The sequence below is a fragment of the Mediterranea sp. ET5 genome, assembly GCF_023337025.1.
GTDB lineage: Bacteria > Bacteroidota > Bacteroidia > Bacteroidales > Bacteroidaceae > Phocaeicola_A.
In genome coordinates this window covers 1-750 of the sequence record NZ_JAMBLN010000044.1, presented here as the reverse complement: position 1 = coordinate 750, position 750 = coordinate 1, and the positions used below count along the sequence as shown (strand labels likewise).

At 45.9% G+C, this 750-nt stretch carries 1 protein-coding gene; it reads right to left on the bottom strand.

Annotation, left to right across the window (positions count from 1 at the left end; genetic code table 11):
- The coding region (locus M3087_RS14260; protein WP_249096842.1) for a 6-bladed beta-propeller at positions 1–750 on the bottom strand (750 nt) is incomplete at both ends.

Here is a 750-nt window from a genome sequence, read left to right as displayed (position 1 = left end):
GAATCTTCCGCTTTTTCAAAGACAGCAGCTTCGGGGAAGGTTCGATCTCCCCACTTCATCTCCAGGCATACCTTCAATGAATCATTCGTCCATTCATAAATCCGGTTCGAAAAATAGGGGTAAACACGTATCTTTCCTTCATAACCATAAAACGGAGCCGTATGCCCATGCAATATCCTGCCGGAAGCCGGTGCATCATATGCAGTGGACAACACATTACCCTCCTTATCTGCCTCTACATATTGCTTTCCGCTGAAAGGATCATTCTGCCGTAAAGGGAAATAATATAGATAATCGCCCTCTGCAGGAACGCAGAAAGCTAACGGAGCCTGGCCAGGCAGCTTAATATCTTCTTCGTATTCAAAGGTTCCCAGATCATACTTCAACAGTTTCGACATCATACGGTCCATCACATACAGTGAGCTGTCGGAGCGGTCAATCCAAAACGAATGCGGACTGAGGAATTCTCCCGGTCCGTTCCCCGTTCCCTCTATCTTATGAATAAACTTTCCGTCCGTTGCCGAAAATACCAGCACCGCATTGGTTTTATACGTATCAAGCAGATAAATCCTGTCTTTCCATACTTCAAGCTGATCTATGCTTCCAAACAACGAGCTATCGGATGTCTCCAAAGGAAGAAAGCGTTCAATCCTTATCAGATCCGAACTTTTGCAAGTTTGCACATTACCGAAATCTACAAGCTCCGCTACCGGCTGGCTTTCACCTTTCCGGGAGGTACAACCGACAAAT